This window comes from Thiomonas arsenitoxydans (assembly GCF_000253115.1).
In the GTDB taxonomy this organism is placed as follows: Bacteria; Pseudomonadota; Gammaproteobacteria; order Burkholderiales; family Burkholderiaceae_C; genus Thiomonas; species Thiomonas arsenitoxydans.
The window spans coordinates 2,995,690-3,020,752 of sequence record NC_014145.1 but is presented as its reverse complement, the minus strand read 5'-3'; the positions used below and the strand labels follow the sequence as shown (position 1 = coordinate 3,020,752).

Genomic DNA, 25,063 nt, shown 5'->3' with positions numbered 1-25,063 from the left:
ATGTAATGCCGTGGTCATCTGCGTGAAAGCACACCCTGTCTACACTTCACATTCAAATTTTTCCATTGAACAGGAGCAGCCGAAACCATGCAACGCAACCTCCTCATCCGACCAGAAGGTGTCCATGTTCAACGGCGGCGCTTCGTGCAAGGGTTCGCTGCTGGCGGCGTCATGCTGGGGCTGGCCCCGTGGGCGGCGCGCGCGCAAACGGCGCCCACCGCAACCGGGACGGCCCCAGATCTGCGGGGTCGCGAATTCGATCTGGTGGTGGCCGAGACACCGGTCAATTTCACCGGAAAACCTCGGGTCGCGACGACGATCAACGGATCGATTCCAGGGCCGACGCTGCGTTGGAAGGAAGGCGACACGGTGACGATTCGTGTGACCAACCGTATGAGCCGCTCGACGTCGATCCACTGGCACGGCATGCTCGTGCCCTTTCAGATGGATGGCGTGCCTGGAATGAGCTTCAAGGGCATCGCGCCCGGCGAGACCTTCGTTTATCACTTCAAGGTTCAGCAGGCCGGCACCTACTGGTACCACTCGCACTCGGGCATGCAGGAGCAAACCGGCATGTACGGCGCCATCATCATCGAGCCCGCGCATGGCAAGACCATACACGCCGAGACCGATCATGTGGTGCTGTTGTCCGACTGGATGGACGAAGACCCGATGCGCGTCCTGGCCAAGCTCAAGGACGACAGCGGTTTTGACAACTACCATGAGCCGACGGCGGTGGACTTCTTTCGCGATGTCTCCCGCGAGGGACTGCGTGCGGCACTCGACAAGCGCGCGATGTGGGAGCAGATGCGCATGAGTCCGAACGACCTCTCGGATCTTTCGGGCGCGACGCTCACCTACCTGATGAACGGCGTCACCCCGGCGGGCAACTGGTCGGCGCCCATCGTGCCGGGCAAGCCCGCCAGGCTGCGCTTCATCAACGGCGCGGGCAACACGTTTTACGACGTGCGCGTCCCTGGCCTGAAGCTCACCGTGGTGGCGGCCGATGGGCAGGATGTGGAACCGGTCAGCGTGGACGAGTTCCGCTTCGGTCCCGGGGAAACCTACGACGTGCTGGTGCGCCCGCAAAACTCGGCCTACATCATCTTCGCACAATCGATGGACCGCACTGGTTATGCGCGCGGCACGCTGGCTGCACGCCCGGGTCTCGCCGCGCCCGTTCCGCCGCTGGACCCCCGCCAGCAACTGACCATGGCCGACATGATGGGCAACGACATGAGCTCGATGCCAGGAATGGACATGGGGGGGATGAGCATGGACACGGGCCCCGCCGTGCGACACGCACAGACCGAGTACGGTCCCGGCGTCGACGCCCGCGTCGATCACCCACGGACCAATCTGGACGATCCCGGTGTGGGCCTGCGCAACAACGGCAGACGCGTGCTGACTCTTGCTGATCTGCACACGATCGGCGGCCCGATCGATCCGCGTGCGCCAGGTCGCACGATCGAGATGCATCTGACGGGCAACATGGAGCGCTACACCTGGTCGTTCGACGGCGTGCCGTTCGGGGAGTCGACACCGGTGCATTTCCGCTATGGCGAGCGCCTGCGCATGGTGTTGGTGAACGACACGATGATGACCCACCCGATGCACATGCACGGCATGTGGAGCGAACTGGAGAGTCCGGATGGCCAATTCCAGGTGCGCCGCCACACCATCCCGGTCCAGCCGGCGCAGCAGGTCAGCTATCGCGTCAGCGCCGACGCGCTGGGGCGTTGGGCCTGGCACTGCCATCTGATGATGCACATGGATGCGGGGATGTTCCGCGAGATTCTGGTGTCGTGACCACCGCGGCAATAGGAGATGAAATCAATGAGACTGCAACACGTCAACAAAGCTCTGGCATTGGCGATCGCCGGACTGGCGATCGCGCCGGTCTGGGCGCAAAGCATGGACATGCCAGGGATGAGCATGCCAGGGATGGGAGCTCCTGCTGCTTCGGCTTCCACCCCGGCCGATCGTCCCACTTCGCCGACGAAGGAACCTCCAATGTCTGGCGACATGGGCGGCATGAACATGCAGGGAATGGATGCAACCACCCCGTCTTCGTCAAAGGCAACTCCCACGCCCTCTTCAAAGCCCGCCGCAGCGCCGAATGACATGAAAGGCATGGACATGCCGGGGATGCAGATGCAAGGGACGGGCGCGGCCACGCAGGCGACGGCTGACGGGAACATGAAAGGGGCGGCTCCCAACCAACCGCGCAGCGCCGATGCGTACTCCGGTGGCTACACGCTGACGACCGGGCCTTTTATCCCGCCTGGAGTCAAGCCGCCGCGCCTTGCGGACCAGGAGAATTTCGGCTCGGTGCTGGTCGATCGCCTAGAGCGCGCCTATACGCGCGACGGCAACTGGACAGCCTATGACGTGCAGGCCTGGTTCGGCCGTGATTTCAACCGCCTGATGATCAAGGCCGAGGGCGACGTCTCACAAGGACGCCTGCAGGACGCCCGAACCGAGCTTCTCTGGGATCACGCGGTTGCCGCGTTCTGGGACACGCAGGTCGGCGTGCGTCACGACAACGGCTCCGGGCCCGACCGCAACTGGCTGGCGTTCGGGGTGCAGGGCCTGGCGCCCTATTGGTTCGATGTCGAGGCCACAGGCTATTTGGGCAACGAGGGACGTAGCGCGCTGCGTCTGGCGACGAGTTACGACTTGTTGATCACACAGCGCGTCGTGCTGCAACCGCGCATCGAAGCCAACCTGTACGGCAAGGATGACCCCGCACGCCAAATCGGAAGTGGGGTCTCGGACGCAACCGCCGGATTGCGTCTTCGCTACGAATTCACGCGCCAGTTTGCGCCCTATGTCGGCGTGGAATGGAGCGGGAAATTTGGCCGCAGCGCGGACTTCGCTCGCATCGCCGGCGAAAGGACACGCCAGACGGCCATCGTCGCTGGTTTGCGGTTCTGGTTCTGACCCGTTGGTTTTCAACGGATTCGCTGCTGTACTTTTAAGGCTGATGAAAGGATCCATATGAAGATGAAGAAAATCCGGCTGTCCATGCTTCTGCTTGGCGCATGGCCTGTAATTGCACTTGCCGCCACGAACGCGTCTGGAGTCGAGAATCGGTCAGACGAGGCCATGCCGAAGAGTGGCGCAAGCGTGTCCTCCGAGGCTGCCGCAATGCCTGGTGCCATGAAGGGCATGAATATGCAAGGTATGAACATGCAAGGCATGGACATGTCAGTGGTTGCCACAAATGCGGCCTCTGCCCCCCACGCATCGGTTCATGCCGACGCGGACGCCGACGCATCTTCCACCGGCAATCCTGGTAAAGCAACGGTCGCCACCCAAAACGTGGAAATCACGATGGACGACTCGATGCGTTTTACGCCGGACGTTATCCATGTGCAGCCAGGACAAACGATTCGGTTTGTTTTGATCAACCGTGGTCAGATCAAGCACGAGATGACGATCGGGAGTATGGCCGAGCTCAAGGAGCACGAAAAGATGATGGCGGCCATGCCTGATATGCCCGATGGAGCCGAGCCCAATATGGTCGCCGTACCGCCTGGAGGCAAGGGTGAGTTGATCTGGCGCTTCGGCAAGCCCGGGACCGTCGACTTCGCCTGCACGATGCCCGGGCATATGGAAGCTGGCATGGTAGGCAAGATTCTGGTGGAGTAAGCGTTCCACACGAAGTGGCAGGGGTAGCACTCTGCAACAGCGGCTTGGCGTTCTCAAAAATCTTGCTCAAGTGTCGACCTCTACCGCACCGTGCCGTGACCCCCGCCGCAAAGCGGAGCCGATTGCCCGCGAAAATCGCCTCCATCCCGACGCTGCGGCCGGATGCCTCCGTCCGGCACATCAGCCTGCAAGGCATGATGGGCTCGATCATCGCGAGCGGCATGATGGGCCAGTTCACCGTGGCCTGAGCGCCCCGGATCCGACGCGCGTTCAGCGCATCAGGGCCTCGATGGTTTGCCGAATCGCGGGGCTGTCGTAATCCCGGCCGCCGACGGCCTGCCGGACGATCAGGCCCTGCTTGTCGATCAGATAGGTCGTCGGAATGTCCATCACGCCGAACGCATGCGCCACCTGGCTATGCTGGTCCAGCAACACCGGGAAGGTGGGCGAGGGGTTGAGCTGCGCCATATACGCGAACACATTGCACCGCGAGCGCATGGTCCTGCACCGGGTCGGCGGCGCGCGCGGCGCTGCCGATGGCCAGCAGCCCGGCGCCGCCGAGCCAGGACAGCATCCGGCGACGTTCAGTGTTGGTCATGTCGGGCTTCTGCTGCGCATTGCGGTCCGGCCAATGTGGCTTGGCGTTGCGTTCCATGCTCTCTCCAGAAATAAACCAGTTTGAACCGCGTGCCGCGCGGCAAGTCGACGGTGGTGAACCCCTGGGCCCAATCCCCGGGCTGCAGGGTTTGCCGCGCCGGCAGGATCGACCAGTCCGAACTCACGCCCCAGGGCTGCCAGCGGCGCAGCCACTGGGTCTTGGTGATCAGCGGGTGCCGCCGGCCATCCGGGGTCACGGCGATCCAGTCCGCCACGTCATACGTGATGGGTGCCTTGGCGTTGTTCCGGATCGAGGTTCCGAACACGCACACCTGGGCGATGGAGGCGATCGCCTTGGGCGGATAGCCCATGTTCTCGTAGAAGGCGCGCACATTGTCGGGGCCGAGCTGCATCAACTGCAGGGTGAAGGCGTGCCTGGCGTTCGTCCACGACGGTTGCGCCGCACTTGCCGCCGCTGCCGGGGTGGCATTCGCGGCCCGGACGCCTGACGAAAGACCGGCACAGGCGAGTGCGACGAGCAAGGGAAAAACACGACCATCCATCGTTCAACTCCGTGAGAAAAACGCGCAACGGGGCCCGTTCTACGGGCGGAAAAGCGCTGAAGCGATGAGATCATTGGGTCGTCGCAACGATCGTCGCCGGTGGAAGGCATAGCCCTTTGTCGGCGCAAGCCTGGATTTGCACCTGTAGGCGGACATCGCGCAGCCTTGACAGACCTGGCAGAGCGATGCGTGTACCGTTCTCGTAGACCCGTATGGTCTTGCCGTTGATATGTAGGCCGATGTCTTGACCGGGTGGATAGAGAGGTTGGATCGCTAACGTACGGCCACTGCGTTGCGCGACCACCGTGACAGGAATCAAGTAGGGCGCCGACGGCGGATTGGCGTAGACATGCCAGCCTCGGTCGATGTGCAGCGTCACCACCGCATTGTGGCCATTGATCGCGGCACTGGCACGAACCTTGGCGGAGGAATCGACCAGATCGCCGGCGGCAGCCGGGGTCAAGCCAGGGTCGGGATGCGCGGCATGGAACAGCAATGCAGCGCCGATCAAGACGGTCAGGGCAATGAGCGAGACGACGGCCATGCGCCGGAGTTTTGGCTTCATCGAAATTCCTTTATGGGTGGATGGCATTCAAACCTCGGACGAGCGCGTCGGCCGAGAACAGTCCGGAAAGATGGCCGATCTCTCGCCCATGTGGATTCAAGATCGCCACGAACGGCAGGCCAGCCCCGCCGTAGGCGGCAAGGAGACTTTGCAGTTCTGGGTTCGGGCGGGTCAGGTCGACCTGCAAGGGAACGACACCGCGGGTGCGCAGGGCTTGCACAACGCGCGCGTCGCCATAGACGGTTTGCTCCAGAAACCTGCAGTTCAGGCACCACTGCGCGGTGAACTCGACCAGCGCAGGGCGATGCAGATTGGCAATCTCGGCGATCTGTGTTGCCTCAAGCGGCTGCCAGGGGATGCCTTGCGCGGATGTCGGCCAGAGTCCTGCACTCAGATAAACCAAAGCCAGTGCGGGCAAGCTCGAAAGTGGCGCGGCCCAGCGTGAGGCGTGATCTGCGGCGCGAAGGCTCGTTGCGAGGACCCACAGCATGACCCCGGCAAGAAATGCGAACCATAGTGTCTTGTCGACGCTGGCGGGAAACAGGCTTTGCGCGAAAAAGATCGCGGCGCCGGCAAGCAGCCAACCGAAGCTTTGACGCACGACATCAGTCCAAGCCCCTCCACGTGGCAGCCGATCGAGACGTCCGGGCTTCAGAAGCAGAATGGCGTAGGGCAGAGCCATGCCAAGACCAATCGCGATGAATATCATCACGATGTCGACGGTTGGCCGGGTGAGGGCAAACACAAGAATCCCACCCAGCAAGGGGCCGGTGCAGGGCGTCGACAAAAGGGCACTGACCAAGCCGGAGATCAGCGGCTCGGCAAAACGCCCGCCGCCCATTTTTGCGATGGCGCTCGGAATCGGCAATCCGCGTCCCGTGAAATTCATCACGGCCAGCACCAGCAGGATGATGACCAAGCCAGTCAGCACGGTCTGCGACTGGAACAGCACGCCCCACTGAAGATGCAAGAGAGCTGTCGCCAGCCCCAGTGGTGCGAAAAATAACAGGGACCCTGCAGCGAAAAGGCCAGCGGACAAAGCACGGGCCGCTGGTTTTTCGCCGGCAGCTCGCAGGATGACTCGAACCTTGATTGGAATGATGGGCAGCACGCATGGCGTCAGGTTGAGCAACACGCCCGCGCCGAGCGCGAGGAGGACTTCGAGGATGAGCGAGATGTCCATGGGGCTTGGTCCTTTCAAGCGTTTTTAGCCAGTTCATGCTGGATCAGTCGATCAAGCTCGGGAAAGTCGGGTTCGCCGAGAATCCGCTTGACGATGTTCCCTTGCTTATCGACCAGAAACGTGGTCGGAGTCAGGCGCACGTCGTAAAACTCGCGAGCCAGACGGCCGTCCACGTCTTTTGCAACCTCGAACGGCAAATGCCGGGTCAAGGTGTAATCGGTGACATAGGGCAGCGGGTCATAGCTCATATCCACCGCGATGAACTCGAAATTCCTTCCCTTGAATCGCTCGTACGTCTTGACCATTTGGGGCATTTCCTTGATGCAGGTGGCGCAGCTCGTGGCCCAGAAATTCACCAGATAGACCTGGCCTCGCAGGGAAGAGGTTGAAAGCGTTCTTCCAGACAGCAGCACAAACGTCGCCTGCGGGACAGTCGACTTCCTGGCCAGGACAAAATAGGCCATGACGGCCATGACGAACGCCACGATGGCGGCAATTGTGAAACGCACACGCATGATTTCACCTCGATCGATGTTTTCAAGAAGACTGTGGCGATCGGTTCGCCCAGTTTCATCGCGGAACGATGCTCTCGGACCGGGTCCGGAGGCTGGTCGTTGGGATGAGCCGGGGACAGAAAGCGACCTCGCAGATTGACCTGCTATTGCAGCGCCGGGCGAATACCGGCTTTGAGGGGTGATCAGACCCTGGGCGGGTGATAAGGGGCGTCCGGCGCCGCACTGGCGACGAGGCGTGTATGAAATTCCGGCATGGGGGCTGAACTCTGCACAATGTGCCAAGCGAGTGACGTGGAGGCCATCGCCAACGCGATACCGCAGGGGACAGGGCAAAGGGCATGCCCAGCTACTGGGTGACTCAGGCGGACATCCGGCGTCATCGACCAACTGCGTTCTAAGGCGTCGAGGTAATGCTGCGGCTTTGCTTGTTGCAGGTCTGCGGCCGACATGCCAGTGCGCGACGCCGTCATCAATGCTTGGCCTTGCTCGTCTGGGCAGTGACCCAGCATGGTCGTGAACGTCGTGGCATCGCCCATAGCGGCCCAGCCTTGCAGCGGCAGCAAAGCCAGCAGGACGGTGAGCAGGACGACACGCAAGGCGTTCATGCAATCAGGCTATTGAGAAAAGCAAGCGGATATAAGCGAGCGTCATCATGCAAATCGCTATAGGGTCCTGCACACCTGCCGAAGTTCCAGAAAAAATTGGTTCTCAGTGTGCATACTGCTACTACGGTGCTGCCCTCGTCCCACAGGCGGCCGCGACCATGCGTGCGACGCACCATAGCGCATACCGATCCTATTTGATTCAGGGATGAATTTCTGTGAAAACTCTTTAGGGTGGCATGCCTTGACCAAATTGCCGCAATGGGATGACGTCGGCCGAAAAGTTTCCGTCACATCGGTGATGAAAATGAAGGCAGTCATCCCGAAGATGAACAGCATGCCAAAAAATTCCTTGACACTGGACCTCACTCCAAGGTCTAGAGTGCATCCATCGCGATACGGCAGGTCTTTGTTCACCCGGGGATCATGCCAAGACAGATGGGTGTGTTTCAAACGAAGGAGTTCTGACATGGCAACACAACGTCAGGTGGAGGTCTTCAGCGCCGGTTGCGCCGTGTGCGAAGATGTGGTGGCTTTGGTCAAGCGCGTTGCCTGCACGTCTTGCGACATCGTCGTGCATGACATGCACGACATCAAGGCTGCGGCGCGTGCCAAGACGCTGGGCGTGCGTTCGGTTCCCGCGGTCGCCATCGACGGCCAGCTCGCCGGCTGCTGCGCCGGGCGCGGTGTCGACGAAGCCGTGTTGCGCGTGGCGGGTCTCGGTCAGGCGCGCTAGGGTTTTGCATCGCCTGGCCCCGCGATGATGCTGGGGTCGGGCATGCCTCCATCCTGAACTGCAGAGACAACCCATGCTGACCATCGGCAAACTCGCGGAACTGGCGCAAACCACGCCCGATGCCCTGCGCTTCTACGAGCGCGAGGGCCTGATCGCCCCCACCTCCAAGTCCGAAGGGGGCTACAGACTGTACGACACCGACGCTGCACGTCGCATCCGGTTCATCAAGCAGGCCCAGCATTGCGGCTTTACGCTGGCGGAGATCCACGCGTTACTCGAGCTGCGTGCCACGGATGCCGCCTGTTGCGGCGATATGCGCAAGCGGGCCATCGAGAAAAAGCTGCAGCTCGAAAGCCGCATCAAGGCTCTCAAGGCCATGTCCGATGCCCTGGACCGCCTGATTGCCGATTGCAACCAGGAACGCTATCCCTTGGATGCCTGCCCGATTCTGGCCGCGCTCGAAGGCGCTGAACTGACTGCGTCCAGGGGCTCACTTTGATGCACGTCGAACTGTTCTACTCCCCCGGCTGCACCCAGTGTGATGGAGCCCGCACCCAACTCAAGGCGGCCGCCCTGCAGCGCTTCCCGCAAGTTCAGTGGCGCGAATGCAATGTGCTGGATGCACTCGACCGTGCCGTGGAACTCGGCGTCCTGAGCTTGCCGGCGCTGGCCGTCAACGGGGATTTGCTCTTCCCCAAACTGCCGACGCCGCAGCAGCTCTGTGCGGCCCTGGAACCGCTTGCGCGGGACGAGCGCTGACCGATGGACCCATCCCTGTTTCGCACCACCCTGGAACATGCTGGCCCGGCTGCTCTGGGCGTCAGCTTCGTGGCCGGGCTGGCCTTCAGCATCAATCCCGTGGCGCTGGCCGCCATTCCTGTCTCGATGGCCTATGTCACCAAGGCCAGGCAGGCCCGCCAGGCTTGGTCCTTCGGCGCCATGTTCATCCTGGGCATGCTGCTCACCCACGGGCTCTTGGGTTTGATCGCCGGCTTGGGCGGCGCCTGGGTCGAGCATCTGCTGGGGCGCCAATGGGGATTGTTCCTCGGGCCGCTGCTGATTCTGATGGGCCTGCTATGGCCGGGCTGGATCCGCCTGCCCCTGCCGGCCTTGGCCTTGCGTGCGCGCCGCCCCAAGGGGCTATGGGGCGCGTTTGCCCTGGGCATCCCATTCTCGGTTGCGGTGTGTCCCTTTTGTACCCCTGCGCTGGCTGTGCTGATCGGCGTCGCTGCCGCATCGGGATCACCATGGCTGGGGGTGGGTCTGCTGCTGGCCTTCGCCTTCGGCCGGGCGATTCCCGTGGCCGTGGGTGCGTGGTCGTTGGGATGGCTCCAGAACCTCCGGCGCTTGGATGCCTACCGACGCCTGTTTGAGGCTGCTGGCGGCATCACGCTGATTCTGTTCGGGGTCTATCTGCTCAACGGTTACTACGCCTGGATGCCGGCTTTGGCCATCTGAAAGCAACGATGCGGTACAACGGCAGGTATGCATTCGCGGCAAGCTTGTGTCGGCCGATGGGTGCTCAGCGACCACCGAGATCCGATCATCCAACGGGCAGCGTCCCGACCCGAAACGGTCACTGCGCTCGTTCCGCATGACTGCGGTTTCGCGACACCAGATCGCAGTTTGCGTCAAACTTGCGCACTGCGCCTTGAGGGATAAACCATGGACCATGATTCGGATGACTTCACCATCGGCACCGTCGCCCGGGCGGCAGGGGTCAATGTCGAAACCATCCGGTTCTACCAGCGCAAGGGCTTGCTGTGCGAGCCCGAGCGACCGCAGGGCAGCTTCCGCCGCTACGGACCCGATGACGTCGCCCGCCTGCAATTCATCAAATCCGCCCAGCGCCTGGGCTTCAGCCTCGACGAGATCGCCGGCTTGCTGCAACTCGACGACGGCATGCACTGCGACCAAGCGCGCGAACTGGGCGAACGCAAGCTCATGGATGTTCGCGTCAAGATAGCCGGTCTGCACCGCATCGAAGCGGCTCTGGCCAGGATGGTGCGCGACTGCGGCTCCAGCCTCGGATCCACGTCTTGCCCCTTGATCGAAGCACTGCATGCCCGTGTTCGCGACACTTGAGCACGGCGATCTCACGCGTCCTTGATGCGTCGGGGCGGGGCAAGGCCACAAGACCTTGTCAACCATGGCGCAGCGCCGCTTGACTCCGGACTTTGGTACGGCCCTACAGTGCCACCATCGTCAACCGAACGGAGTTCGTGCATGCCTCAACCGACCCGACCCCATGGGCGTGGCGCCCTGTTCGCCAGCGGGCTCGCGGCCATCCTGGCCTCGACCTGTTGCCTGGGGCCTCTGATTCTTCTGTCGCTGGGCATCAGCGGCGCGTGGATCAGCAATCTGACCCTGCTCGAGCCCTACAGGCCGATCTTCATCGGCGCCGCTCTGGTCGCCTTGTTCTTCGCCTACCGCCGCCTGTTCCGGGCGCCTGCGGCATGCAAGCCCGGCGAGGTCTGCGCCATTCCCCAGGTCAACGCCACCTACAAGTTGCTGTTCTGGGTCGTGGCGGCGCTCGTCGTCGTCGCCCTGGCTTTCCCCCTCGTCGCTCCCCTGTTCTATTGAAAGGAACCCTCATGAACAAGCTCCTGACTGCCATCGCACTCATTTCCGCTTGCACTGCCCCTGCCTGGGCTGGTGTGCAGACCGTCACCCTCGCCGTGCCCGGCATGACCTGCCCGGTGTGTCCGATCACCGTCAACAACGCTTTGCACACCGTACCTGGCGTCGAAAAGGTGGACATCAATTTTGGGAAAAAAATAGCCCAAGTCACCTTCGACGATGCCAAGACCAACGTCAAAGCCCTGATCAAGGCCACCACCGACGCCGGCTACCCCTCGGTGGTCTCCCAGTAAGTCGATGACGCGACAGTTTGACTGTCGCTCCGGCCATGCCGCCGAGGCGGCACGTACCGTCCTTCACCCCCTCGAAACAACGTTGTGCATTGGAGATGCCGTCATGGCCAACCCCTTGAGTTTTCTGACACGTCTCGGCGACAAAGCCGGCTCCCTCGGCGCGGTGGCTTCGGCCATGGGTTGCGCCGTGTGCTATCCAGCCATCGCCAGTCTCGGCGCGGCCATTGGCCTGGGCTTTCTCAGCCAGTGGGAAGGTGTTCTGTTCCACGTCGTGTTGCCGCTGTCCGCCGTGCTCGTCATCCTGGCCAACGGCCTGGGTTGGTTCGCGCACCGCCAATGGCATCGCACGGCCCTCGGCATGATCGGCCCGGTGCTGGTGCTGATTGGACGCTACAGCCTCATCCGAGGCATCGTGTATCTGGGGCTGGCGGTCATGCTGGCCGTGGCGATCTGGGATCTCGTCTCGCCCGCCCACCGCCGCTGCAGCGCTGATGGCGGCGCCTTGGCGGACCAAGCCGGACGTTGATCTTCCCCGAACCGAAACCATTCACCCCAAGGACAAACCCATGCAAACCCTGAGCATCAGCGGCATGACCTGCGACACCTGTGCCATGCATGTCAAGGACGTCTTGGAACAATTGCCCGGGGTGAGATCCGCGCAGGTCTCGTACCCGCACGGCTCAGCCCAGGTTGTTGCCGATGCTGGGGTGTCGTTGGATGTCATGGCGGCGGCCGTGTCCAAGGCCGGTTACTCGGCGAAACAAGCGACCCAGTCGCCCGAGGTGCCGAACGGCCAGCCCGGCGACACCACCGGCCCTGCACGGCGCGGCGATGGCAGCGACCTGCGCATCGCCGTCATCGGCAGCGGCGGGGCGGCCATGGCGGCGGCCATCAAGGCGGCCGGCAGCGGCGCGCAGGTCACGCTGATCGAGCGTGGCGTCATCGGCGGCACCTGCGTCAACGTCGGCTGCGTGCCGTCCAAGATCATGATCCGCGCTGCGCACATCGCCCATCTGCGCCGCCGCAGCCCGTTCGACGCCGGCATCCAGCCTTGTACGCCCACCATCCTGCGCGACAAACTGCTCGTGCAGCAGCAAGCGCGTGTGGACGAGCTGCGCCACGCCAAGTATGAAAGCATTCTCGAAGGCCAGCCGGCCATCACCACCCTGCGCGGCAAGGCCAGCTTCAAAGACGCCCGGACGCTGGTCGTGACGCTGCACGACGGCAGCGAGCGCAGGCTCGGATTCGACCGCTGCCTGATCGCCACCGGCGCCAGCCCGTCCATCCCACCCATTGCGGGCTTGAGGGACACGCCATACTGGACTTCGACCGAGGCGCTGGAAAGCGACACGATTCCGCCGCGCCTGGCGGTCATCGGTTCTTCTGTCGTGGCGCTGGAACTGGCCCAGGCCTTCGCCCGCCTGGGCAGCCAGGTCACCGTCCTGGCGCGCCACACGCTGTTCTCGCAGGAAGATCCGGCCATCGGCGAAGCCGTTGCCGCCGCGTTCCGCGAGGAGGGCATCACCGTCCTGACCCACACCCAGGCCAGCGCGGTGGCTCATGCCGGCGGCAGCTTCGCGCTGACCACGAACCATGGCGAGATTCGGGCCGAGCGCCTGCTGGTGGCGACGGGCCGCGCACCCAACACGGCGGAGCTGAATCTGCCAGCCGCCGGCGTCAAGCTTGATACGCGCGGCGCGATTGTGGTGGATGACCATCTGCGTACCAGCGTGCCGCACATCTACGCCGCCGGGGACTGTACCGATCAACCGCAGTTCGTCTATGTGGCCGCAGCCGGGGGCACGCGTGCGGCCATCAACATGACCGGAGGCGATGCGACACTCGACCTCTCGGCCATGCCGGCCGTGGTGTTCACCGACCCGCAGGTGGCCACGGTGGGCCTGACCGAGGCCGAGGCGCAGCGCCAAAACATCGAGACCGACAGCCGCACGCTGAGCCTGGAGAACGTGCCCAGAGCCCTGGCCAACTTCGACACGCGCGGCTTCGTCAAGCTGGTCGCCGAAGCCGGCTCCGGACGACTGCTCGGCGTGCAGGCGGTGGCCGCCGAGGCCGGCGAACTCATCCAGACGGCGGCACTGGCGATCCGCAACCGCATGACGGTGCAGGAACTGGCCGATCAGCTGTTTCCCTACCTGACCATGGTGGAGGGGCTGAAGCTGGCCGCCCAGACCTTTACCAAGGATGTGACGCAACTGTCGTGTTGCGCGGGGTGACGTGATCACGGCGCCATCACCCCAAGCGGCGGTAGCACGCGGATACATGGCGGCCTCAAATCTGAAGTGGTGCGCCGGGAGACCGGCAAGGAGTAGGTGGTGCAAGTCCACTGCGATGAAGGAATAGCGAACCGCATCGACCCCGAGCCGTGCGCAGGCATCCGTGAGGATGTCGGCGAAGCGTCGGCAGGGGGACGTACAGGCCAGCCATTGAGCCGCGATAGGATTTCTATTCCGGGTGCCGACACCGTCACTTCTGTGGAAGGCAACATCGACGGGTGCGTCAACGCAAGCGCCCGCTGGACCCGGCGTGGTCGTAGAACCTGGCATGTACGCACGCTCCTGGCACGGGAACCGGGAGATCTCGGGTCTGACCAGCCGCTGTACGGGCTGGCCCGCATTGGGAAGGCGAGGAGCCGAAGCCAATGATGAACGGACCCGAGAAGTCAGACTCGGTCGTAGTAGCTGTGAAGCCCGCGAACAAGGCCGGTCCGCCGGTTGCGGAGTGGGTGGAGCGAAGGACCGGGACCAAGGGGAACACGGAACAGCCGCACACGCGACGGACACAGAGCCGCGATAGCGTGTCACAGGAGCTGGACTGTGTACGGAAAGCTGCAAGGCAGCGGAAGAAGGAGAAGTTCACCGCGCTGCTGCACCACGTCAGTGTTGACCTGCTGAGGGAATCGTTCCTGGCGCTCAAGCGCCGTGCCGCTCCCGGGGTTGATGGTCTGACATGGCAGGACTACGAGGCGGGTCTGGAGGTCAACCTCCTCGACCTGCATGCACGGGTTCATAGCGGAGGGTATCGGGCGCTGCCCGTCAGGCGACGGTTCATACCCAAGTCTGGCACCGACAAGCAGCGACCGCTGGGTATCGCCGCGCTGGAAGACAAGATCGTCCAGCGTGCGCTCGTTGCGGTGCTCAATGCCATCTACGAGGAAGACTTCCTTGGGTTCTCGTACGGGTTTCGGCCTGGGCGGGGTCAGCACGATGCGCTTGATGCACTGTCGGTGGCGATCAGCGGCACCCCGGTGAACTGGATTCTCGACGCGGATATTCGGAGCTTCTTCGATTCGGTCAGCCAGGAATGGCTGCTCCGTTTCCTCGGCCACCGGATCGGCGACGAGCGCGTCATCCGCCTTGTGCGCAAGTGGCTCAAGGCGGGCGTCCTGGACGACGGGGAGTGGAGCGTCAGTGCCGAAGGCACGCCGCAGGGGGCCGTGATCTCACCGCTGCTTGCGAACGTGTACCTGCACGATGTCTTCGACCTGTGGGCCAAGCAGTGGCGAGGGCGGGAGGCAACGGGCAACATGATTGTCGTGCGCTATGCCGACGACATCGTTGTCGGCTTTCAGCACGAAGCCGATGCACGGCGCTTCTGGGACGCGATGCGAACGCGGTTCGAGCAGTTTGGGCTCGAACCGCACGGGGAGAAGACGCGCCTGCTGGAGTTTGGCCGCTACGCGGCTGAGCGCCGCTCGCGGCGCGGTCTGGGCAAACCTGAGACGTTCATGTTCCTGGGTTTCGTCTTCATCTGCGGTCGGTCCCGACGTGGCGCATTCTTGCTCCACCGAAAGACCCGGGGCGATCGGATGCGAGCGAGGCTCAGGGAGATCAAGGCGACGTTGCGTGAGCGCATGCATGCACCGATCCCTTCCCAGGGGCGGTGGCTCGCGTCGGTGCTCAACGGCTATTTCGCCTACCACGCAGTGCCCACGAATTTCCGGGCACTCGGGGCGTTTCGACACCACGTCTTGAATCTCTGGCTGCGAACGCTGCGGCGCCGCAGTCAAAGGCAAAACTTGACGTGGGAGCGCATGACGCGAATCGCAGAAGACTGGCTCCCAATCCCAAGAATCCTTCATCCATGGCCTCAACAGCGCTTTGCCGTCAAGCACCCGAGGTAGGAGCCGTATGCCCGAATCGGGCCCGTACGGATCTGTGCGGGGGGTGGCCGGTAACGGGCATCTCTACCGCGATCAACACCCCAAGCCTGTAAGGTGTTGCGATGCAAAGGACGACGACGTACCGACAGCTTCAACCGGAAGAGCGCATGACGATGGCCAGTTTGATGCAGCAGGGGTGCAGTGTTCGGGCCATGGCCCGAACACTGGGGCGTGCGCCCTCGACCATCAGTCGGGAGCTTGGCCGCAATGGCGAGGACACGAGGCCCTATGCGGCCGCAACGGCGCAGCAGCGCTGTGCGACGCGCCGGGATGCCGCACGCCCGTCTCCCAAGCTGCACCGGGACGGCATCCTCTGGGGCGTGGTCACTGCCTTGCTGGACTGGAAGTATTCGCCCCAGCAGATTGCTGGCACACTGCTGCGGGTGTATCCCGAGCGCCCCGAGCTGCAGGTCTCGCATGAGACCATCTACACCGCCATCTATGCCCATGCCCGCGGGGAGTTGCGACGGCAGTTGATGGCCTGCCTGCGCCAGGGCCACAGCAAGCGTGTGCCGCGTTCGCGTGGCACCGACCGCCGCGGCCAGATTCCCGAGATGGTCAGCATCCATGTGCGCCCGCCCGAGATTGAAGACCGCTTGATGCCGGGACACTGGGAGGGCGACCTCATCAAGGGGGCTGGCAACAAATCCGCCGTGGGCGTGCTGGTCGAGCGTTCCAGCCGTCTGCTGTTGCTCGTCCAGATGCCCGATGCCACGGCCGCCTCGGCCCTGGCTGGCTTTACGGCCAAGCTGCGGTCGATTGCTGCGCCACTGCGCCAGAGCATGACGTACGACCAGGGTCGAGAGATGACCCGCCATGCCGAGCTCACCGCCAACACCGGCGTGCGCGTGTACTTCTGTGACCCCCACAGCCCCTGGCAGCGCGGCACCTGCGAGAACACCAACGGATTGCTGCGCCAGTATCTGCCCAAGGGCACCGACCTGTCGGTGTACTCCCAGGCTGACCTGGACGCCATTGCCGACAGCCTCAACGGCAGACCAAGGGCCACCCATGCATTCCATTCCCCGTTGGAGGTCTTCGCGCAAATGCTGGCCAATACCCACGAAGCTCCCTCCTCAATTCAATAACCAACGGGTGTTGCACTTCACTATTGAAACCGCCCTTTTTCATGCCTATCGCGGTGTCAGGAACTTTAGCCTGTTCCAACCCATCCACTGGGGAGGATGCCACCGATATTCCCCCGCGTCGATTGATTTGCGCTTGCTCGAGGTAACTTGAGTCCATGCAGCCGTCGTTCCCCCCGTCCTCCCAACCCCAAGGAACTTTGCCCGATGAAACCCCGCTTGCGTCTGTCCAGCCTTGCCCTGCTCGCGCTGATGGCTGTGGCGGCACCAGCCGCTCCTGCATATGCCTCCCCGGCGGGCGCATCCGCGTTCTTGGTCGGAGCCTTCCAGGCCCCACCCATGGGGGGAGGCCCGGGCAAAATGGCGGTGGTGCGCTGGCCCGGCAATGCTGCGCATGTGCTGAATTTTGGCCAGGCTGGAACACCCAAGGGGAATAGCTTTTTTGTCGGTGTGAATGCGCAGGACCACCAAGTCTTCATCCCGAGTCTTGCCGGGACCACCGATGTGATCGACCTTCGTACAGACAAACCGGTCGGGCAGTTCAAGAGCATCCCGGGTGGGCGCGTGGCGGTGGTGTCGCCTGACCACCGCCTGGTGTTCGTGCTCTCCGGCAAGGCATTGGCGGCGTACGCAACCCGCGATGATGTGTTGCGTGTCGGCGCCGATTCAAATTTGAGCCACCGTGCCGACTGAATATTGAGCCAGGGGTGGAAGCCGATTTTGAGAGGGTCGGCTGTGGATAAGTGTAGGGGCTGTGCTGGTTCGGGGACCTCCTTGTTGTTGTGTTGAAGCCGATGGGCAAGCCGCGCAGGGCGTAGCCCGTAGCGGCTTGCCCATCGCGGAGCGTGCTCAGAATGGGGCGGGTTCTGCCTGCGCCGAGACGTCCTTGCGCGCCTGCTCGCGGGCCTTGATTCGCTTCTTGGCTGCAGCCGTGCTGCGGCTAAACCGGATCGACTCGTTGCCTGTTTCCACGATGTGGCAGTGGTGCGTGAGCCGGTCCAGCAGTGCGGTGGTCATCTTCGCGTCGCCGAACACGCTGGACCATTCGGCGAAGTCCAGGTTGGTCGTGAGCATCACGCTGGTGTGCTCGTACAGCTTGCTGAGCAGGTGGAACAGCAACGCCCCACCGGCCTGGCTGAACGGCAGATAGCCCAGCTCGTCCAGAATGATCAGGTCCATGCGCAGCAGGCTGGTGGCGATGCGCCCGGCCCTGCCTTGGGCCTTCTCCTGCTCCAGTGCGTTGACCAGATCGACCGTGGAGTAGAACCGCACCCGCTTGCCGTGCCGGGTGATGCCCGAGACGCCCATGGCCGTGGCCAGATGGGTCTTTCCAGTGCCAGGCCCGCCCACCAGCACCACGTTGTGCGCCTCCTCAGTGAAGGCCGTGGTGGCCAGAGTCTCCACTAGCTTGCGGTCCACCGGCGAGACCTCGAAGTCAAAGCCCGCCATGTCGCGGTGCACCGGGAACTTCGCCGCGTGCATCTGGTGACTGACCGAGCGCATCGCACGGTCTGTGCCCTCGGCCTGCAGCAGATGCTCGATCAGCCAGCGTGAGGACTCGATGCCCACACCGCCTGCCTCGCCGCCGCCTTGCTCGACCAGATCGGCCCACGCGCTGGCCATGCCGTGCAGACGCAGAGCCTTGAGTTCGAGCAGTACATCAGTCTTCATGGCCGGCTCCCTCGGTGATGGCGCCCGCGGCGTCCGAGCGCAGGCTGTCGTAGCGCGCCGTGTTCACCAGCGGCGGCGTGTTCACTCTCAGCAGCGTAGCCGCCGTGGGCGGCACCGGCTGCGCGTTGAGTCGGCTCAGCACATTGACCACATGCTCCACACTGACCTTGCCCGGTGGACCGCTCTCCAGCGCCAGTTCGATGGCCACCAGCACCGCATCCAGACCGGCGCTGAGCACGATCGCCAGCACCTGCGCCATGACCCGGTCGCCGCCTGGGTTGCGCAGCAGCCCACGGCGCAGTCGCTGCAGCGGCTCGGGCATGTCGGCAAAAGGCGCGCCGTTCCTCAGCGCGCCAGGCTTCCTCTGCAGCAGCGGGATGTAGTGCTGCCAGTCGTACCGGGTCTCCCCCGCGTTGCTGAGCCGGTCGTGGCGGGCCACGATGGTGTCGTCGACCACGATGGCGACGCTGCCCGGGTACAGCCGTGTGCTGACTATCTGCCCCACCCGTTCGCACGGCACCGAATAGCGGTTGCGCGCCACCGACACCAGACAGGTGCTGGAGACCCGCGCGGGTTTCTCGACGTAGCCATCGAACGGCACCGGCATGGGCATGAGGCGCGCGCGCTCGTGTTCGAGCATCTCGGCCACGCTGAACTGGGTGTGCTCGGGGTGGCGCACCTCGTCCCACAACGCGCGGCAGCGCTGGCCCAGCCAGGCGTTGAGTTCGCTGAAGCTGCCGAACTTGATCTTGGCCGCGTCGATCCAGATGCGCCGACGGCTGTCCTGCACGTTCTTCTCCACCACCCCTTTCTCCCAGCCACTGGCCACGTTGCAGAAGTCCGGGTCGTACAGGTAGTGCGCGCACATGGTGGCAAAGCGCTCGTTGACGATGCGTCCCTTGCCTTTCTTGACCTTGTCAACGGCCGTCTTCATGTTGTCATAGATGCCCCGGCGCGCCACGCCGCCGAGCGCCGCGAACGACCGGGTGTGGGCATCGAACAGCATCTCGTGGCCCTGGCTGGGGTAGGCCACCAGCCAGAAGGCCCGACTGGCGCACAGCTTCATGTGGGAGACCTGCACCCGGTAGTAGATGCCGCCAATCACCATGCCTTCCTCGCTCCAGTCGAACTGGAAGGCTTCGCCCAGCTCGAAGGCCAGCGGCACAAAAGCGTTGACCGCAGACCCCTGGCCTTCGCCCTGGCGCCACGCCCGGATGAAGTCGGTCACCCGCGTGTAGCCACCCTCATAGCCCGCGCGCCTGATCTCGGCGTACAGCGCTTTGGCCGTGCGCCGCTCGTGTTTGGGCCGCCGCGCGTCGGCCTTCAACGCTTGCCTGAGCGCGTCGTGGAACGCCGTGAGCTTGTTGGGCTGCTCTCCGCGCCGGTACTTCGGTGGGCCGTCCACCTCGCCGTGCAACCACTTCGCAACCGTGTTGCGCGAGAGCCCTGTCATGCGCGCAATCTCGCGCTCCGATTTGTTCTTCCGGGCATGCAAATGCCGGATCCTGCCAATCATGTCCATGGTGATCACTCCTGGTCCTCTGCTGCTCAAAAAAGCAGCAGAGTAGGTCGTTCACCTGGCTCAGTTTTGGGTCGGCACTACCCTCATAAGTGGCTCAGTTTTCGGTCGGCGCCAACACCGTAGCTCGACCCCGTTCTTGGCGGCCCTGGTCTGCAGGGTTCTTCCTGCGAACTCCGGGCCGTTGTCGGTGCGGATCACCTTGGGCAGTCCGCGCTCGACCTTGACCTGCTCGAGCACCCGCGTGACGTACAGCACCGGGATCGACGTGTCTACGGCGATCTACACCGCCTCCTTGCTGCAGTCGTCCACGACCGTCAGCGTGTTGACCCGTCAGCCGTTGGTCAGTTCGTCAAACACGAAGTCCATGCTCCACACCTCATTGGGTTGCATCGGGCGCAAGCCCCGTTCCTGCAACTGCCGCACGACCTCGCGACGCACCGCCACGGCCACTACTTTCCTTTGAGCACCTCGCGCATGGCGTCGACCTCGAGCATCGAGTTAGCTATTGAGCTTTCCGTAAATGGCGACATCACCACAGGCCTGCCTGGACCCAGCATTGTCGTTTTTAGAAGACGACTGCACGAAATATCAAAAGTCGGCTGCACCCTGTGTCGGGTTGATTTATCCATGCTCTAACTGCAAGTAGATGGGGCCTTACCAAACTTTGGTATCAAGCGCATGTAGACCAGTTCTCCAATTATTGATCCGGCACTAAACATTTGAACTTATTGCAGGTCGTAGAGTCAGATCGAGCATGGAAAAGATCGACTCCCGAACGCTGCCGGTGGATGCGCTCAACGAGCGCCGCCGACGTGCGGTGAAGATGCGGCTGGACGGCGCGAGTCTGAAGGACACGGCGGCGCAATGCGAGATGTCGCGCACGACGGTGATCGCGGCGGTGAAGGCCTTTGAGGCCGGCGGTTGGAAGGTGGTTGACGTCGACCGCGGCGGCAGACCGGTGGGCAGCGGCCGCACGCTCAACGCCGAGCAGGAGGGCGAGGTGCAGCGACTGATCCGCGACCGCACGCCCGACCAGTTGAAGATGGTCTACGCGCTGTGGACGCGCCAGGCCGTCGCCGAGCTCATCCGGGACCGCTACGGCATCAAGCTGGCCGTGCGCACGATGGGTCTGTATCTCGAGCGCTGGGGCTTCACGCCGCAGAAGCCCATGAAGAAGGCCTACGAGCAGTCGCCGGCGGCGGTCAAGAAGTGGCTCGACGAGGAATACCCGGTCATCGCCGCGTGCGCCAAGGTCGAGGGCGCCGAGATCCACTGGGGCGACGAGACCGGCCTGCGCAGCGACGACGTGCGCGGCCGCAGCTACGCACCCCAAGGCCAGACGCCGGTGATCCGGGTGAACAACAAGCGCCACGGCCTGTCGGTCATCTCCACCGTCACCAACAAGGGCCAGATGCGGTGGAAGGCCTTCGACGGGGCTCTGAACTCGGACATTCTGATCGACTTCCTGCGCCGGCTCGTCAAGGACGCGGGCCGCAAGATCTACCTGATCCTGGACAACCTGCGAGTGCATCACAGCAAGCCCGTGAAGGACTGGCTGGTCGAGCACAAGCACCAGATCGAGGTCTTCTACCTGCCCAGTTACAGCCCCGAGCTCAACCCCAACGAGATGGCCAACGCCGACCTCAAGCAGGCGGTCACGAAACTGGCTCCGGCGCGGACCAAGCGTAAGCGTGCAGGGAACCCCTCTTGACACCCGAAGTGAAGGTCAGGTGCTGAGTGCAGGGGGATTGGTTTTCGCCCAGTTGTGGGGCAGCAATTCGCCCAGACGGCTGTTGGGCCAGGTGGGCAGCTTCGTCAGCACGTCCTTGAGATAGGCCCAGGGGTCGACCTCGCAGAGCTTGGCCGATTCGATCAGCGTCATGAGCACGGCGGCTCGGCGGCCGGCCTGGGGCGAGCCCACGAAGAGCCAGTTTCGGCGCCCGAGTGCGAGAGGCCGAATGGCGTTTTCCACCGCGTTGTTATCGATCGGCACGCGCCCATCGGTGGCAAACACACACAACGCCCGCCAGCGGCCCAGCGCATAGTCGATGGCCCGCGCCGTGGCGTCGGCCTTGGCCAGAAGCGGGCGTTGCTCGATCAGCCAGGCGTGCAAGGCCTCGAGCAGGGGTTGGCTTTGGCGCTGGCGCAGCGCGGTGCGCGCATCGGGCGGATGCTCCCGAAGGGTCTGCTCAATGGCATACAAGGCTTTGATGCGCTCAAGCGCCTCCTGCGCGATGGCGCTGCCCGCCAGCTTGTGCGCCTCGAAGAACTTTCTGCGTACATGCGCCCAGCACCCCGCCTCCACAATGCTCCCCTGGGCATACAGCGCCTTGTAGCCGCTGAAGTCATCGGTGAGCAAGGTGCCTGACCAATCCTGCAGGAAGTCGCGCGCATGCGCACCGGCACGACTGGCGCAATAGTCAAACACCACCGCCGGCGTAGCCGCGCTGCGGTAGACCCAGACATAAGCGCGGTGTGTCTTGCCCGTGCCCGGCGCCAGCTCGGCTACCGGGGTCTCATCGGCATGCAGCACGGGTTGCTCCAGCAGATGGTCTTTGAGGGCCTGGGCCAGCGGTTCCAGGCGCACCCCGCACAGGCCCACCCACTGCGCCAGGCTCGAGCGCGGGAGGTGCACGCCGCTGCGGCGGTAAATCTCCTCCTGGCGGTACAGCGGCAGGTGATCGTCGTGCTTGGCCAGCACCACCTGCGCCAGCAGGCCGGGGGCGGGAATGCCTTTGTCAATGAGTTGCGCTGGCAGGGGTGCAGCCAACACCGTCTGGCAGCAGGCGCAGGCATACTTGCCGCGGATGTGCCGGTGCACGAAGAAACGCGTGGGCTCGCAGTCGAGTTGCTCGCTGATCTCCTCCCCGATACGGCGCAGGGTGTGGCCCTGCGGGCACAGGCCGGAGTCGATCTCGTAGCGATGCTCGATGCGCGGCAACTGGCTGGGCAGGGGCTGGCGTTTGGGGCGACGTTTGCCTGGGGCGGTGCGCTCCGCATCGGCGGCGCGGTCCTCGGCCTGTTCCTCGGCTTGCAGCAGCGCCTGCGTCTTGGCGTCGAAGAGCTGGCCTTGCGTGTCCAGGCTCTCGCTGGACTGGCCGAAGCGCCATTGCTTGAGGCGCGCCAGCTCGAAGCTCAGGGCCGCAATCTTGGTCGATTGAAATTTGAGCTCGGCACGCTGGTGCGCGATCTGTGCACCGAACTGCGCAATGACCGTGCGCGCGTACTGCGCCGCCGGATCGTCGCCCAGGGACTGGAGTTTGTCGTCGTCGATGGCGCTGACCATGCCGAATTCTCTCGCGCGCACGCGCGCGCGAGAATCGGGAGTTGCCCCGATCGACAAACGTCCGGGGGACTACACCACGGCAATGGCGCTGGCGGTGGCGTGCGCGGTCATGCGCTGCCACGGCAGCCCGGCGGCCAGCCAACTCCATTGCTCGGCACTCAGGTGCAGCGCCTCACGGTCCTCCTGCGGCCAGGCAAACCGGCCTTCTTGCAGTCGGCGCGTGCACAGCCAGATCCCCGAGCCATCAAAGACGAGCACCTTCAGCCGGGTGGCGCGGCGGTTGGCAAACACGTAGGCATGGTGGCGCTGGGCCGAGCCAAACCGGGCCACAACCTGGCCCAGCAGGCTATCCATGCCGCCGCGCAGATCGCTGGCGCCCACGGCCAGCCAGATGGCCTCAATGCGCAGCATGGCTTATCCCAGCCAGGCCTGCAGCCACTGCGCGCACTCGGCTGCGTGGGCCACGGGCCAGTCAATCTGGGCGCGGCGCTGGGCCCCCTCGCAGGTGATGCGGGCGTGTCCGGGATGGGGGCTTCCCTCCGCAGCCGCAGCGGGGGACGGGTTGCAGTGGGCGCGCACGAAGGCGCTGCGCCGAGGCGGCAGGGCCAGACCCGCGCGTTGGGCGCGCCAGCGCGGCGCGCTCGACAGCCAGCCGCGCAGTTGCCCGTAGCCCAGCCCCTTGCTTTGCGCAAACGCTTCGGCCTTCATCCCGCTGGCTTTGAGTTCATCGAGGATCGCCAGAATCTCATCAATCCGCTCTTCACTGAGTTTGTCTGATCGCATGGAGCCCCCGAAAAAACCCAAGCTTCGCTCAGCTCAGACTCATTGAAAAGATGGGTTCGGCAAACGCTTACGACCAAGCTGCAACTCGTCAAGGCCACTGCCAGACACCTCAGCAGCGTCCAGCGGCAGCCCGAGCGGATCAAGAGCTACTTCCAGCATGCTCCGGTTCGGTATGCGGCTTGAGTTCAATGCTTCAATGCCGGGTCAATAGCTCGACCATCGTTTGCGTCACGATGATGGCCGGTAGCACTGGAATAGCACCGGGCACCGCCAGGGCAGGGTGCTCTTGGTCATGCGCGCAGCGTTGGCGCACTCGCACAGGATGTAGCGAATGGCGTTGTTGCCGTGCCGGGTGCGGCCGGACTTGCGCTTGCCTGCGCTCTCGTGGTTGCCGGGGCTCAGCGCGGCCCAGCAGGCCAGGCGCTCAGGCGCGCCGAAGCGGGCCATGTCGTCGTCGATCTCGATGAGGATCAGCGCGGCGGCGGTCTCGTCAATGCCGGGGATGGTCTGCAGCAGGCTGTGAGCCCAGGCGTAGGGCTGCATGGCGCGCATCAGGTAGGCGTCGATGTCGGCCAGTTGGCGCTGCAGCGCGTCGATGCTGTCGCTCAAGTGGCGCAGCACGAACAGATGGCCGAGCTGCAGGTTGAGCTCATCGTCATGGAGAGCACCGGCATCTACTGGAAGAGCGTCTACGCTCACCTGGAGAACGTCGGCATCACCGCCTGGGTGGTCATCCTCGACTCGCTCGAAGCGCGCAACCGCCAAGCCATCGACGGCAAGCTGTGCGTCGCCAGCCTACCTGAAGCGCCAAGGCACGCCATCTGTCCCCGCCGATCTTGCCGACCATGCAACCCTGAGCTTCAGCTATTTATGGGCGGGTGATGAATGGCCTTTCATCGACGTGCAGGGCAAGGTCGCCCGGATCAAGGTCAGTCCCAGCGTGCATGCCACCAATGGCGAGCTGCTGCGCGAACTTGCAGTCGATGGCGCAGGCGTCATCATGCAACCAACGTTCATCGTCGCCTCCGAACTCGCGCAAGGGACGCTTGTGCCCGTTCTGATGGACTACCAAACCCTCGAACTCAATTTATTCGCTGTGTACCTCAGCCGCCGCCACCTCTCGAACAAGGGGTGTGTGTGTTTATCGACGAGATCGTGAGCGCAATCGGCGAGCAACGCGCATGGGAGCGATGGGCACGCTGAAGTGCTCGCCCGACAACAGCCCACGCTTGTCGGCCATCTCCACCG

The 25,063-nt window shown here is 63.7% G+C and carries 30 protein-coding genes and 2 pseudogenes; 20 read left to right on the top strand and 12 right to left on the bottom strand.

Annotated features, from left to right (window positions below):
• Window positions 1-87 precede the first annotated feature (87 nt).
• From THI_RS14235 to THI_RS18935, 4 genes are all read left to right on the top strand, one after another.
• Window positions 88-1,809: a copper resistance system multicopper oxidase gene (locus THI_RS14235; protein WP_013106955.1), complete on the top strand. Its 1,722-nt coding sequence runs from the start codon at window positions 88-90 to the stop codon at window positions 1,807-1,809.
• A 27-nt stretch (window positions 1,810-1,836) separates the two neighbouring features.
• Window positions 1,837-2,943, top strand: coding sequence for a copper resistance protein B (locus THI_RS14230; protein WP_013106954.1), 1,107 nt, complete (start codon window positions 1,837-1,839; stop codon window positions 2,941-2,943).
• 57 nt (window positions 2,944-3,000) lie between these two features.
• The gene (locus THI_RS14225) at window positions 3,001-3,654 is read left to right on the top strand and encodes a cupredoxin domain-containing protein (RefSeq protein WP_013106953.1); all 654 of its coding nucleotides are present in this window, start codon (window positions 3,001-3,003) and stop codon (window positions 3,652-3,654) included.
• Between the two features lie 95 nt (window positions 3,655-3,749).
• Window positions 3,750-3,902 carry a hypothetical protein gene (locus THI_RS18935; RefSeq protein WP_156054965.1) on the top strand — a complete coding sequence of 51 codons (153 nt, stop codon included), beginning with the start codon at window positions 3,750-3,752 and terminating at the stop codon, window positions 3,900-3,902.
• A gap of 22 nt (window positions 3,903-3,924) precedes the next feature.
• Here the strand turns inward: THI_RS18935 and THI_RS14220 are convergent, their stop codons facing one another.
• From THI_RS14220 to THI_RS18170, 6 genes are all read right to left on the bottom strand, one after another.
• Window positions 3,925-4,152: a peroxiredoxin family protein gene (locus THI_RS14220; RefSeq protein WP_079668511.1), complete on the bottom strand. Its 228-nt coding sequence runs from the start codon at window positions 4,150-4,152 to the stop codon at window positions 3,925-3,927.
• An 86-nt stretch (window positions 4,153-4,238) separates the two neighbouring features.
• Window positions 4,239-4,814, bottom strand: coding sequence for a hypothetical protein (locus tag THI_RS14215; protein WP_013106951.1), 576 nt, complete (start codon window positions 4,812-4,814; stop codon window positions 4,239-4,241).
• Between the two features lie 70 nt (window positions 4,815-4,884).
• Window positions 4,885-5,379, bottom strand: coding sequence for a protein-disulfide reductase DsbD N-terminal domain-containing protein (locus tag THI_RS14210; RefSeq protein ID WP_013106950.1), 495 nt, complete (start codon window positions 5,377-5,379; stop codon window positions 4,885-4,887).
• A 10-nt stretch (window positions 5,380-5,389) separates the two neighbouring features.
• Window positions 5,390-6,562 carry a protein-disulfide reductase DsbD family protein gene (locus tag THI_RS14205; protein ID WP_013106949.1) on the bottom strand — a complete coding sequence of 391 codons (1,173 nt, stop codon included), beginning with the start codon at window positions 6,560-6,562 and terminating at the stop codon, window positions 5,390-5,392.
• A 14-nt stretch (window positions 6,563-6,576) separates the two neighbouring features.
• A complete protein-coding gene (locus THI_RS14200; RefSeq protein ID WP_013106948.1) occupies window positions 6,577-7,077 on the bottom strand; it encodes a TlpA family protein disulfide reductase in 501 nt (166 codons plus the stop codon).
• Between the two features lie 182 nt (window positions 7,078-7,259).
• Window positions 7,260-7,682 (bottom strand): hypothetical protein, encoded by a 423-nt coding sequence (locus tag THI_RS18170; protein WP_013106947.1) that lies wholly within the window; start codon window positions 7,680-7,682, stop codon window positions 7,260-7,262.
• A gap of 466 nt (window positions 7,683-8,148) precedes the next feature.
• On the opposite strand from THI_RS18170, the gene THI_RS14195 reads away from it, so the two are divergent.
• From THI_RS14195 to THI_RS14140, 12 genes are all read left to right on the top strand, one after another.
• Window positions 8,149-8,415, top strand: coding sequence for a thioredoxin family protein (locus tag THI_RS14195; protein ID WP_013106945.1), 267 nt, complete (start codon window positions 8,149-8,151; stop codon window positions 8,413-8,415).
• 73 nt (window positions 8,416-8,488) lie between these two features.
• Window positions 8,489-8,914 carry a heavy metal-responsive transcriptional regulator gene (locus tag THI_RS14190; protein WP_013106944.1) on the top strand — a complete coding sequence of 142 codons (426 nt, stop codon included), beginning with the start codon at window positions 8,489-8,491 and terminating at the stop codon, window positions 8,912-8,914.
• Entirely contained in the window at window positions 8,914-9,174 is a 261-nt protein-coding gene (locus THI_RS14185) for a thioredoxin family protein (protein WP_013106943.1), read from the top strand. Before THI_RS14190 ends, THI_RS14185 begins: the two co-directional genes overlap by 1 nt.
• Before the next feature lie 3 nt (window positions 9,175-9,177).
• Window positions 9,178-9,873 carry a cytochrome c biogenesis CcdA family protein gene (locus THI_RS14180; RefSeq protein WP_013106942.1) on the top strand — a complete coding sequence of 232 codons (696 nt, stop codon included), beginning with the start codon at window positions 9,178-9,180 and terminating at the stop codon, window positions 9,871-9,873.
• A 207-nt stretch (window positions 9,874-10,080) separates the two neighbouring features.
• Window positions 10,081-10,500, top strand: a complete 420-nt coding sequence (gene merR, locus THI_RS14175; protein WP_013106941.1) for a mercury resistance transcriptional regulator MerR — start codon at window positions 10,081-10,083, stop codon at window positions 10,498-10,500.
• A 141-nt stretch (window positions 10,501-10,641) separates the two neighbouring features.
• The gene (gene merT, locus THI_RS14170; protein ID WP_013106940.1) at window positions 10,642-10,998 is read left to right on the top strand and encodes a mercuric ion transporter MerT; all 357 of its coding nucleotides are present in this window, start codon (window positions 10,642-10,644) and stop codon (window positions 10,996-10,998) included.
• 11 nt (window positions 10,999-11,009) lie between these two features.
• Complete coding sequence (gene merP / locus THI_RS14165) at window positions 11,010-11,288, top strand: mercury resistance system periplasmic binding protein MerP (protein WP_013106939.1); 279 nt, start codon at window positions 11,010-11,012, stop codon at window positions 11,286-11,288.
• Between the two features lie 103 nt (window positions 11,289-11,391).
• Window positions 11,392-11,814, top strand: a complete 423-nt coding sequence (gene merC, locus THI_RS14160) for an organomercurial transporter MerC (protein WP_013106938.1) — start codon at window positions 11,392-11,394, stop codon at window positions 11,812-11,814.
• Window positions 11,815-11,854: 40 nt separating this feature from the next.
• Entirely contained in the window at window positions 11,855-13,522 is a 1,668-nt protein-coding gene (gene merA, locus THI_RS14155) for a mercury(II) reductase (RefSeq protein ID WP_013106937.1), read from the top strand.
• Window positions 13,523-13,947: 425 nt separating this feature from the next.
• Complete coding sequence (ltrA, locus tag THI_RS14150) at window positions 13,948-15,429, top strand: group II intron reverse transcriptase/maturase (RefSeq protein WP_013106936.1); 1,482 nt, start codon at window positions 13,948-13,950, stop codon at window positions 15,427-15,429.
• 101 nt (window positions 15,430-15,530) lie between these two features.
• Complete coding sequence (locus tag THI_RS14145; protein WP_013106935.1) at window positions 15,531-16,556, top strand: IS30 family transposase; 1,026 nt, start codon at window positions 15,531-15,533, stop codon at window positions 16,554-16,556.
• Between the two features lie 204 nt (window positions 16,557-16,760).
• Window positions 16,761-17,246 carry a hypothetical protein gene (locus THI_RS14140; RefSeq protein ID WP_013106934.1) on the top strand — a complete coding sequence of 162 codons (486 nt, stop codon included), beginning with the start codon at window positions 16,761-16,763 and terminating at the stop codon, window positions 17,244-17,246.
• Window positions 17,247-17,402: 156 nt separating this feature from the next.
• Here THI_RS14140 and istB read toward each other — a convergent pair whose 3' ends face one another.
• The gene (istB, locus tag THI_RS14135) at window positions 17,403-18,224 is read right to left on the bottom strand and encodes an IS21-like element ISThsp19 family helper ATPase IstB (RefSeq protein WP_013106933.1); all 822 of its coding nucleotides are present in this window, start codon (window positions 18,222-18,224) and stop codon (window positions 17,403-17,405) included.
• The gene (gene istA / locus THI_RS14130) at window positions 18,214-19,746 is read right to left on the bottom strand and encodes an IS21-like element ISThsp19 family transposase (RefSeq protein WP_013106932.1); all 1,533 of its coding nucleotides are present in this window, start codon (window positions 19,744-19,746) and stop codon (window positions 18,214-18,216) included. Before istA ends, istB begins: the two co-directional genes overlap by 11 nt.
• A gap of 754 nt (window positions 19,747-20,500) precedes the next feature.
• On the opposite strand from istA, the pseudogene THI_RS14125 reads away from it, so the two are divergent.
• Window positions 20,501-21,430, top strand: a pseudogene (locus THI_RS14125) (IS630 family transposase); the annotation flags it as partial.
• 42 nt (window positions 21,431-21,472) lie between these two features.
• Here the strand turns inward: THI_RS14125 and THI_RS14120 are convergent.
• The 3 genes from THI_RS14120 to THI_RS14110 all read right to left on the bottom strand — a co-directional run bounded on the left by THI_RS14120 (window position 21,473) and on the right by THI_RS14110 (window position 23,815).
• Window positions 21,473-23,032, bottom strand: coding sequence for an IS66-like element ISThsp3 family transposase (locus THI_RS14120; RefSeq protein WP_013104726.1), 1,560 nt, complete (start codon window positions 23,030-23,032; stop codon window positions 21,473-21,475).
• Between the two features lie 69 nt (window positions 23,033-23,101).
• Entirely contained in the window at window positions 23,102-23,443 is a 342-nt protein-coding gene (tnpB, locus tag THI_RS14115; RefSeq protein WP_013104727.1) for an IS66 family insertion sequence element accessory protein TnpB, read from the bottom strand.
• Window positions 23,444-23,446: 3 nt separating this feature from the next.
• On the bottom strand, window positions 23,447-23,815 hold the full coding sequence (locus tag THI_RS14110) for a hypothetical protein (protein ID WP_013104728.1): 369 nt from the start codon (window positions 23,813-23,815) through the stop codon (window positions 23,447-23,449).
• A 69-nt stretch (window positions 23,816-23,884) separates the two neighbouring features.
• Between THI_RS14110 and THI_RS19640 the strand changes: the two are divergent.
• Window positions 23,885-23,998 (top strand): annotated as a pseudogene (locus THI_RS19640) (IS630 family transposase); the annotation flags it as partial.
• 45 nt (window positions 23,999-24,043) lie between these two features.
• On the opposite strand, the gene THI_RS14105 reads toward THI_RS19640, so the two are convergent.
• Window positions 24,044-24,436 (bottom strand): IS110 family transposase, encoded by a 393-nt coding sequence (locus THI_RS14105; RefSeq protein ID WP_050985958.1) that lies wholly within the window; start codon window positions 24,434-24,436, stop codon window positions 24,044-24,046.
• Window positions 24,437-24,442: 6 nt separating this feature from the next.
• On the opposite strand from THI_RS14105, the gene THI_RS19410 reads away from it, so the two are divergent.
• Together THI_RS19410 and THI_RS19405 are read left to right on the top strand one after the other, a co-directional pair.
• The gene (locus THI_RS19410) at window positions 24,443-24,697 is read left to right on the top strand and encodes a hypothetical protein (protein ID WP_231836566.1); all 255 of its coding nucleotides are present in this window, start codon (window positions 24,443-24,445) and stop codon (window positions 24,695-24,697) included.
• The gene (locus tag THI_RS19405) at window positions 24,615-24,974 is read left to right on the top strand and encodes a LysR substrate-binding domain-containing protein (protein WP_231836537.1); all 360 of its coding nucleotides are present in this window, start codon (window positions 24,615-24,617) and stop codon (window positions 24,972-24,974) included. The genes THI_RS19410 and THI_RS19405 overlap by 83 nt, the downstream gene beginning before the upstream one ends.
• The last annotated feature ends 89 nt before the right edge of the window (window positions 24,975-25,063 follow it).